The sequence below is a fragment of the Streptomyces sp. NPDC002276 genome (assembly GCF_053891435.1).
Map to the genome: position 1 here is coordinate 73,758 of NZ_JBSFCQ010000031.1, position 7,484 is coordinate 81,241.

The window sequence follows — 7,484 nt, forward strand, 5'->3', positions numbered from 1 at the left end:
AGTTGATGAGCCACATGACCCAAGTGCCACAACGGCGGCCCGTGCGCCACCACAGCGGTGCGGCTCCCACCGCACCGCCCCGGGCACGGCGTCGCCCCACCTCCCAACAGTGGGCCGCCTGGGCCTTCCTCACCCCGGTGACCCTCTACCTCGTCCTCTTCTACGCCTATCCCCTCTACCGCAACATCGACCTGAGCCTGCGCGACTACACCGTCCGGTCCTTCGTCCAGGGCGACGCACCCTTCACGGGCCTGGCCAACTACCGCACGGTCATGGACGACCCGACCTTCGCCCCGGCCCTCCTGCACACCGTGGTCTTCACCACCGTGTGTCTGGTCTTCCAGTACGCCATCGGCCTGGCCCTCGCGGTCTTCTTCAACCAGCGCTTCCGGCTCTCCGCGACCCTGCGGGCGCTCTTCCTGGTGCCGTGGCTGCTGCCGCTGATCGTGTCGGCGTCCACCTGGTCGTGGATGCTCAACAGCGACTCCGGTGTCGTCAACGCCGTCCTGCACGCCGTCGGCATCGAACCGGTCAACTGGCTGACCGCACCGGGCTGGTCGCTGGCCTCGGTGATCATCGCGAACATCTGGATCGGCGTCCCGTTCAACCTGGTGGTCCTGCACAGCGGCCTCCAGTCCATCCCCGCGAGCCTCTACGAGGCCGCCGCCCTCGACGGCGCGAACGCCTGGCAGCGGTTCTGGCGGATCACCTTCCCGCTGCTGCGCCCGGTGTCCGCGATCACCCTCCTCCTCGGCCTCGTCTACACACTCAAGGTCTTCGACATCATCTGGATCATGACCAAGGGCGGCCCGGCCGACTCCTCCACCACCTTCGCCACGTGGTCCTACCAGCTCGGCTTCGGCAACCTCCTGCCGGCCTTCGGCCCGGGAGCGGCCGTAGGAAACCTGCTGGTGGTCGCCGCCCTGGTATTCGGCCTCGTCTACGTCCGAGTCCAGCGGAAGCAGGCACTGGTATGAGCGGCACTGGCATCAACCGACGTACCCACCGCACGTGGTGGCAGACGGCCATCGGTGTCCTGTTCACCGCGGTGATGCTCTTCCCGGTCTACTGGATGCTCAACGTGTCCTTCACCCGCGATCAGGACATGCGCAAGAGCCCACCGGACCTGATCCCCCTGCACGGCACCCTGGCGGGCTACCGAGCAGTCCTGGACCAGCAGTTGCCCTACCTCGGCACCAGCCTCGTCATCGGTCTGGGCACGGTCGTCGTCACCGTGGCACTGGCCGCGCCCGCCGGCTACGCACTCGCCAAGCTCCGTCCCCGCGGCGGCGGAGTGCTCAGCTTCCTCTTCCTGGTCGCCCAGATGATCCCCGGCATCATCATGGCGATGGGCTTCTACGCCATCTACCTCAGCCTCGGCCTGCTCCAGTCGGTGCCAGGACTGATCGTCGCCGACTCCACGCTGGCCGTGCCGTTCGCCGTGCTGATCTTCACCGCGTTCATGTCCGGCATCCCCGGCGAACTGCTCCAGGCCGCGAAGACGGACGGCGCCGGGCCGGTGCGTACCTTCTGGTCGATCGTGCTGCCGATGAGCCGCAACTCCATCGTCACGGTGTCGCTCTTCGCGTTCCTGTGGTCCTGGTCGGACTTCGTGTTCGCCAGCACCCTCGCCAACGGCGGCGCACACGAGCCGATCACCCTCGGCATCTACCACTACATCGGCAACAACAACCAGCAGTGGAACGCCATCATGGCGACCGCCGTCGTGGCCTCGCTGCCCGCCACGGTGATCCTCGTCCTCGCCCAGCGCTACGTCGCCGCAGGCGTGACCGCCGGTGCCGTGAAGGACTGACGTCCCGTCACCTCTATGCCGTAGAACCCCTGTTGAGAAACGAGTCACGCCTCCATGACCGTCGCCTGCTCCGGCCCGGCCTTCTCCGTCCACGACATCCCGTTCAGCACGTACGGATCCTGGTTCGGTATCTCTCCAGTGCTCGCGGAGAAGACCCGCGCCGAGGACCTCCATCTCGTCTCGCACCAGAACGGCATGCACGCCGTCCTCAGCCTCGTCCCCCTCGACCCGGTGACAGGGGAGAGGGCCAGGGTCTGCCCGCAGGCGACACCGGCTCTGCTCAGCTGGACCGGTGACGGCGGGCGCGTCGACCTCGCCTACGAGTCGCCGGACACCGTGCGGCTGCGCGGCACCGGTCTCGGGCTGCAAGTCAGTGCGGCGGCACGGGAGTTGACTCCGTTCAGCGGCACGTACTTCTTCCACGACCCCGTGGCCGACGCGCACGTCTTCACCTCGTACGAGACCGGACGCCGCTACCGGATCACCGTCCTGTCCGGCAGCGTGACCGACATCGCCGGTGCTCAGATGCTGGGCCGTGCCGGTCGTGGTGTCACGATCGGCACGGGTGCCGACGGTGTCTGGGAGGCCGTCGTGGAAGAACTCGACACGGCGCGCCCCCCGTACGCCTCCCCGACGACGTTCGACGAGGTGGTCACCGCCGTCCGGCGCTCCTTCGAGGCCTTCGTCGACAGGGTGGCGCCCTGGCGCTCGCCGGACACACCGGCCGCCGAACTCGCCGCGTACGTGGTGTGGTCCGCGACCGTGCGCCCGGCCGGGCTGGTCACCCGGCCCGCCGTCCTGATGTCCAAGCACTGGATGGACAAGGTCTGGAGCTGGGACCACTGCTTCAACGCCCTTGCCCTGGCGCCCGGTTCGCCCGGCCTCGCCCTGGACCAGTTCTCGCTGCCCTTCGACCACCAGGACGAGACCGGCGCGCTGCCCGACTCGGTGACCCACTCGGAGATCCTCTACAACTTCGTCAAACCCCCCATCCACGGCTGGGCGCTGCACCACCTGCGCCGACGGCTGCAAGAGCCGCTCGGCGAAGCCGAGTTGACCGATGTCTACGACCGGCTGGCCCGCTGGACGGAGTTCTGGCTCAGCATGCGGCGCGCGCCCGGGGCCGCCCTCCCGCACTACCAGCACGGCAACGACAGCGGCTGGGACAACGCCACCACCTTCGACCCCGAGCGCGTGATCGTCAGTGCCGACCTGGCCGCCTTCCTCATCCTCCAACTGCGCGAACTCGCCGTAATGGCAGACGAGTTGGGGCTGCCCGACGACACGCGCAAGTGGAGCCGAACGGCGGACGTGACGCAGGCCGCACTGTTCGACGAACTGTGGACCGGCGACCGGTTCGTCGCCCGCTCGGCACACAGCGGGGCCACCTGGACCAGCTCCAGCCTCCTCGACCTGATGCCCATGGTGCTCGGCGAGCACCTGCCCGAACACATCGGTGACGCGCTGGCCCGACGCATCGAGGCCCACCTCACCGCGCACGGTCTCGCCACCGAACTGCCCACCTCACCGCACTACTTGGACGACGGCTACTGGCGCGGTCCGATCTGGGCCCCGTCCACCGTGCTGATCGAGGACGGTCTGCGCCGCGCCGGACACGACCGTCTCGCCGACGAGATCAGCTCCCGCTTCCGGGCGCTGTGCGAGACCTCGGGTTTCGCCGAGAACTTCGACGCCCTCACCGGCGCGGGCCTGCGCGACCGCGCCTACACCTGGACCGCCAGCAGTTACCTGCTCCTCGCCGAGGCCCACGAGCTGAGGCGCGCCGAGGCCGCGGAGGCCGTCGGCTGACAGACCCCCTGGGCGAGCCGCGCCCAGGAAGTACTCCTTTCGGGAGACCCGCACATGCGCATACCTCGATTCCGTTCCCCAGCCGGACACACCGGCAGACCAGCCGATCCGAGAGGCCGCAGGACCGCCGTAGTCGCGGCGATCCTCGCCTCCTTCGCCGCCCTCACCCTCCCGGCGACCACGGCCCACGCCGCCGACACCTCCGTCACCGTCGACTTCGCCACCGCCGGAGGCGCCCCCACGTACCACGCCTCCGGCATGATCTACGGGATGACTCCGGACGGCTCGCTGCCGCAGGACCACTTCTTCACGGACATCAAGTGGCACTTCATGCGGGCCGGCGGCGCCCAGCTCAACAGCGGCGGCTACGCCACCAGCCTCGCCGACTACCAGACCCGCTGGGCCTCGACTCTCGCCCAGTACAAGCGCACCGCGGCCCTCGGCGGCACCTTCGTCCTCCTGCCGCACGACCTGTGGGGCGCCGACGGCACCACCAGCCAGGGCTGGCCCGGTGACAACGGTGACTGGACGCAGTTCGACGCCTTCGTCACCCAGCTCATCGGTGACGTCAAGGCCAACGGCATGACGGTCCAGTGGGACCTGTGGAACGAGCCCGACGGCAGCGGCTTCTGGGGCGCCTCGCAGACGCAGTACCTGGCGATGTGGTCGCGTTTCTACGCCAAGGTGCGCGCCGCGTTCCCCGCCCAGCTCATCGTCGGCCCGAGCATCGCGGGCCAGCCGAACTCCTCCAACAGTTGGTGGACGACGTATCTGACCTACGTCAAGGCGAACAACGTCGCCCCCGACATCTACAGCTGGCACGACGAACCCGGCGACCCGGCAACCGACGTCGGCCGCGCCAACTCCACCCTCTCCGCAGCCGGGTTGACCAACACCCGTGCCTACCAGATCAACGAATACGCCACCCTGTCCATGCAGTCCCCGGGCGGCGGCGCCTGGTTCATCGGCCGCCTGGAACGGGCCGGCGCCGACGGTCTGCGCGGCAACTGGGCCTCCGGCACCGCACTGCACGACAACTTGGCCAACCTGCTCACCAAGAACAGCGCGGGCCAATACCTGCCGCTCGGCGAGTGGTTCATGTACCGCTACTACGGCTCCCAGACCGGCAACATCGTCAAGCTCACCGCCGGCACGGGCACCGACGGCCTGGCCACGAAGGACAACTCGGCCGGGAACGCGAAGGTGTTGCTCGGGAGCAGTGGCAACACCGGGACCGTCACCGTCAATCTGACCGGGCTCAACACCACGTCCGTCGTGACGAACAGCCAGGTCCGCGCTGTCGTCCAGCGGATCCCGTACAACAGCGGGGCCGCGGTGACCGGCCCCGAGACGATCTCCGACACGACCCTCACGGTCAGCGGCAACGCCGCCTCGGTGAGCGTGCCGTGGACGAACGCCAAGGACGGCTACACCGTCACGCTGCTGCCCCCGTCCAACACCACTGTCTCCACGGTCGCGGTCAGCCAGAACAGCGGCCAGTGCCTGGACGACACGGGTGTCAGTACCGCCAACGGCACGCAGTACCAGCAGTACTACTGCGAGGGCGGCTACCAGCAGATGCTCGACCTCAAGCCGGTGAGCGGCACGACCAACACCTACACGGTCGTCAACGAGTTGAGCGGCAAGTGCCTGGACGTCTCGGGCGCCTCTACCGCCGACGGCGCGGCCGTCATCCAGTACACCTGCAACGGCGCCACCAACCAGCAGTTCACCCTCAACCCCGTCACCGCGCTCGGCAACAGCCACGACTACCAACTCGTCGCCGTCCACAGCGGCAAGTGCGTCGACGTCACAGGTGTCTCGACCACGGCCGGCGCGCTGGTGCACCAGTGGACCTGTGACGCGGCGAGCGTACTGAGCACCAAGAAGAACCAGATCTGGCGGCTGCTCGGCAAGATCTGACCGCCGACGCGCACGACGATGTGGAGGGGCACCACACGTGCCCCTCCACATCGTTCGTCCCAGCGCTACCCGCGTGTGGCAGCGGGCGTACCGTATCCAAACGCGATGGCGGCAATCCCGCTCACGGGCGGGCGGCACTGCCGAGGTGTGCTGCTCCCGGCCTGGACTCCGGGCCGTTCTCCGCTCAGCCGAAGCGAGCGCCGCCGTATCACTCGCGGTGCCCAGCGGCAACTCGCGCACAGTGCAATCCACTTGCGCGAAGGACCGTAGGCCAACCGGACGGACTGGTTCCATGGCGCGGTGAACGCCGATGTGCCCGGCGGCGAGCAGGGGGGTACTCGCCGCCGGGCTTGGGCGCTCGCCGGTTCCCGTCCCCACGGGTCCGGCGGGCGAGGGGCCGGCCGCCGTGTCGGCCCCTCGCCTGGGGGTGACCGCCTTCGGGAGGCGGCCACCGGGTCGTGCCGTGGCCTACCGGCTGGGCACGAGCTCGGGATCGTGCTCGTCGACCGGCGGTGACGGGAGTGGGTGCTTGCGGGTGATCGCCTCTCCCTCGATGTCGATGCCGGGCAGCAGCCGGTCGAGCCAGCGGGGCAGGCGCCAGGCGCGGTCGCCGAGGAGGGCGAGCACGGCGGGCACGAGGGTCATGCGGACGACGAAGGCGTCGAAGAGGACGGCGGCGGCCAGTCCGAAGTCGATCATCTTGATCATGGACTCGCTGGCGCCGACGAAGCCGGCGAAGACCGCCATCATGATCAGCGCCGCGGCGACGATCACACGACCACTGGTGCGGAACCCGGACACGATCGCTTGCGCGGGCCGCTCTCCGTGGACGTACGCCTCACGGATGCGGGAGACGAGGAAGACCTCGTAGTCCATGGCCAGACCTAACACGATGCCCACCAGGAAGATCGGCATCATGCTCATGATCGGGCCGGTCGTCTCCACACCGAGGAGTTCGGCGCCGTGGCCGTGCTGGAACACCGTGACGACCACGCCGAGCGCGACCAGTACGGACAGCAGGTAGCCCAGGGCGGCTGGCGACGGGCGGTGCGGCCGAGGGGTCGTGCGGCGCAAAGGGGCTTGTTTGCCGTGGACGAGTTCGGCGAGGTCAGCAAGACCTGGGGTAGATGGAGGCCGACACCGAGACGGCGTGCGTCTATCGCCGCCTCCAACAGAGCCATGGCGGCCGGGTCGACATGCTGGTTGCCGCGGGGCGCCACGTTCATCAACACCGCCCGCGGAGCCCTCGTCGACGAGGCGGCTCTGATACGCGTGCTCAGGGAACGACCGGACCTGTTCGCGATCCTCGACGTGACCTGGCCGGAACCACCCGCCCCGGGATCCCCGCTCTACGGCCTTTCGAACGTGCTGCTCACCGGTCACACCGCAGGCTCCACCGGCTCGGAGAATCACCGGATGGGACAGCTGATGGCGGACGAGTTGATCGCCTTCGCCGACGGTCGCCCACTGCACCACACCATCACGGCCGAACAAGCGCGCACGCGCGCTTGACGAACGGGATTGCCTCGAAGATCCCCAGGTGCAGTGAGCTGTCGCCCGGCCCGGGCCTTGGCTAGCCCGCCTCGCCCGGACAGAGCGGGGAGCACGCGTCCGGTGACAGCGCCCCCGACTCGTGCTGCACGCCGTTGACGACGTGGCGGACGAGGCAGACTTTCCCCACCGGTGTGCGCATCGACAAGCATTGGACAAGGGAACTGGGGAGCCCAGCGGATCCGGATGCGGACCGGTCACGCGCAGCGAGTCCAGCACGCAGGCGTTCGACACGAGACATTCGAGACCGGCTCCCTGGAACTGCCTCCTGCCGGTGGGCGGCCCTTGGTCACGCGGGTTCGGGGGTTGGGTTGCCGTAGTAGGCGTTGGGGCCGTGTTTGCGGGTGTAGTGGCGGGCGAGGAGGTGTGGGGGTGGTGGGGCGGTGGG

General features: G+C 68.8%; 5 protein-coding genes and 2 pseudogenes. 5 read left to right on the forward strand and 2 right to left on the reverse strand.

All coding sequences use genetic code 11. The annotated features are described in order from the left end of the window. The first annotated feature begins 5 nt into the window (after positions 1-5). From ACWIHT_RS44130 to ACWIHT_RS44145, 4 genes are read left to right on the forward strand one after another with little or no spacing between them, the layout of a single operon-like run. On the forward strand, positions 6-977 hold the full coding sequence (locus ACWIHT_RS44130; protein WP_456174277.1) for a carbohydrate ABC transporter permease: 972 nt from the start codon (positions 6-8) through the stop codon (positions 975-977). Further along, positions 974-1,813, forward strand: a complete 840-nt coding sequence (locus ACWIHT_RS44135; RefSeq protein ID WP_456174278.1) for a carbohydrate ABC transporter permease — start codon at positions 974-976, stop codon at positions 1,811-1,813. The genes ACWIHT_RS44130 and ACWIHT_RS44135 overlap by 4 nt, the downstream gene beginning before the upstream one ends. A 54-nt stretch (positions 1,814-1,867) precedes the next feature. Beyond that, positions 1,868-3,622, forward strand: coding sequence for an amylo-alpha-1,6-glucosidase (locus tag ACWIHT_RS44140; protein WP_456174279.1), 1,755 nt, complete (start codon positions 1,868-1,870; stop codon positions 3,620-3,622). Between the two features lie 54 nt (positions 3,623-3,676). Then, positions 3,677-5,545, forward strand: a complete 1,869-nt coding sequence (locus tag ACWIHT_RS44145) for an RICIN domain-containing protein (RefSeq protein ID WP_456174280.1) — start codon at positions 3,677-3,679, stop codon at positions 5,543-5,545. Between the two features lie 468 nt (positions 5,546-6,013). On the opposite strand, the pseudogene ACWIHT_RS44150 reads toward ACWIHT_RS44145, so the two are convergent. After that, positions 6,014-6,589 (reverse strand): annotated as a pseudogene (locus ACWIHT_RS44150) (MMPL family transporter); the annotation flags it as partial. A 45-nt stretch (positions 6,590-6,634) separates the two neighbouring features. Between ACWIHT_RS44150 and ACWIHT_RS44155 the strand changes: the two are divergent. Continuing rightward, positions 6,635-7,057 (forward strand): NAD(P)-dependent oxidoreductase, encoded by a 423-nt coding sequence (locus ACWIHT_RS44155; protein ID WP_456174281.1) that lies wholly within the window; start codon positions 6,635-6,637, stop codon positions 7,055-7,057. Between the two features lie 328 nt (positions 7,058-7,385). Here the strand turns inward: ACWIHT_RS44155 and araD are convergent. Further along, a pseudogene (araD, locus tag ACWIHT_RS44160) lies at positions 7,386-7,484 on the reverse strand (L-ribulose-5-phosphate 4-epimerase); the annotation flags it as partial.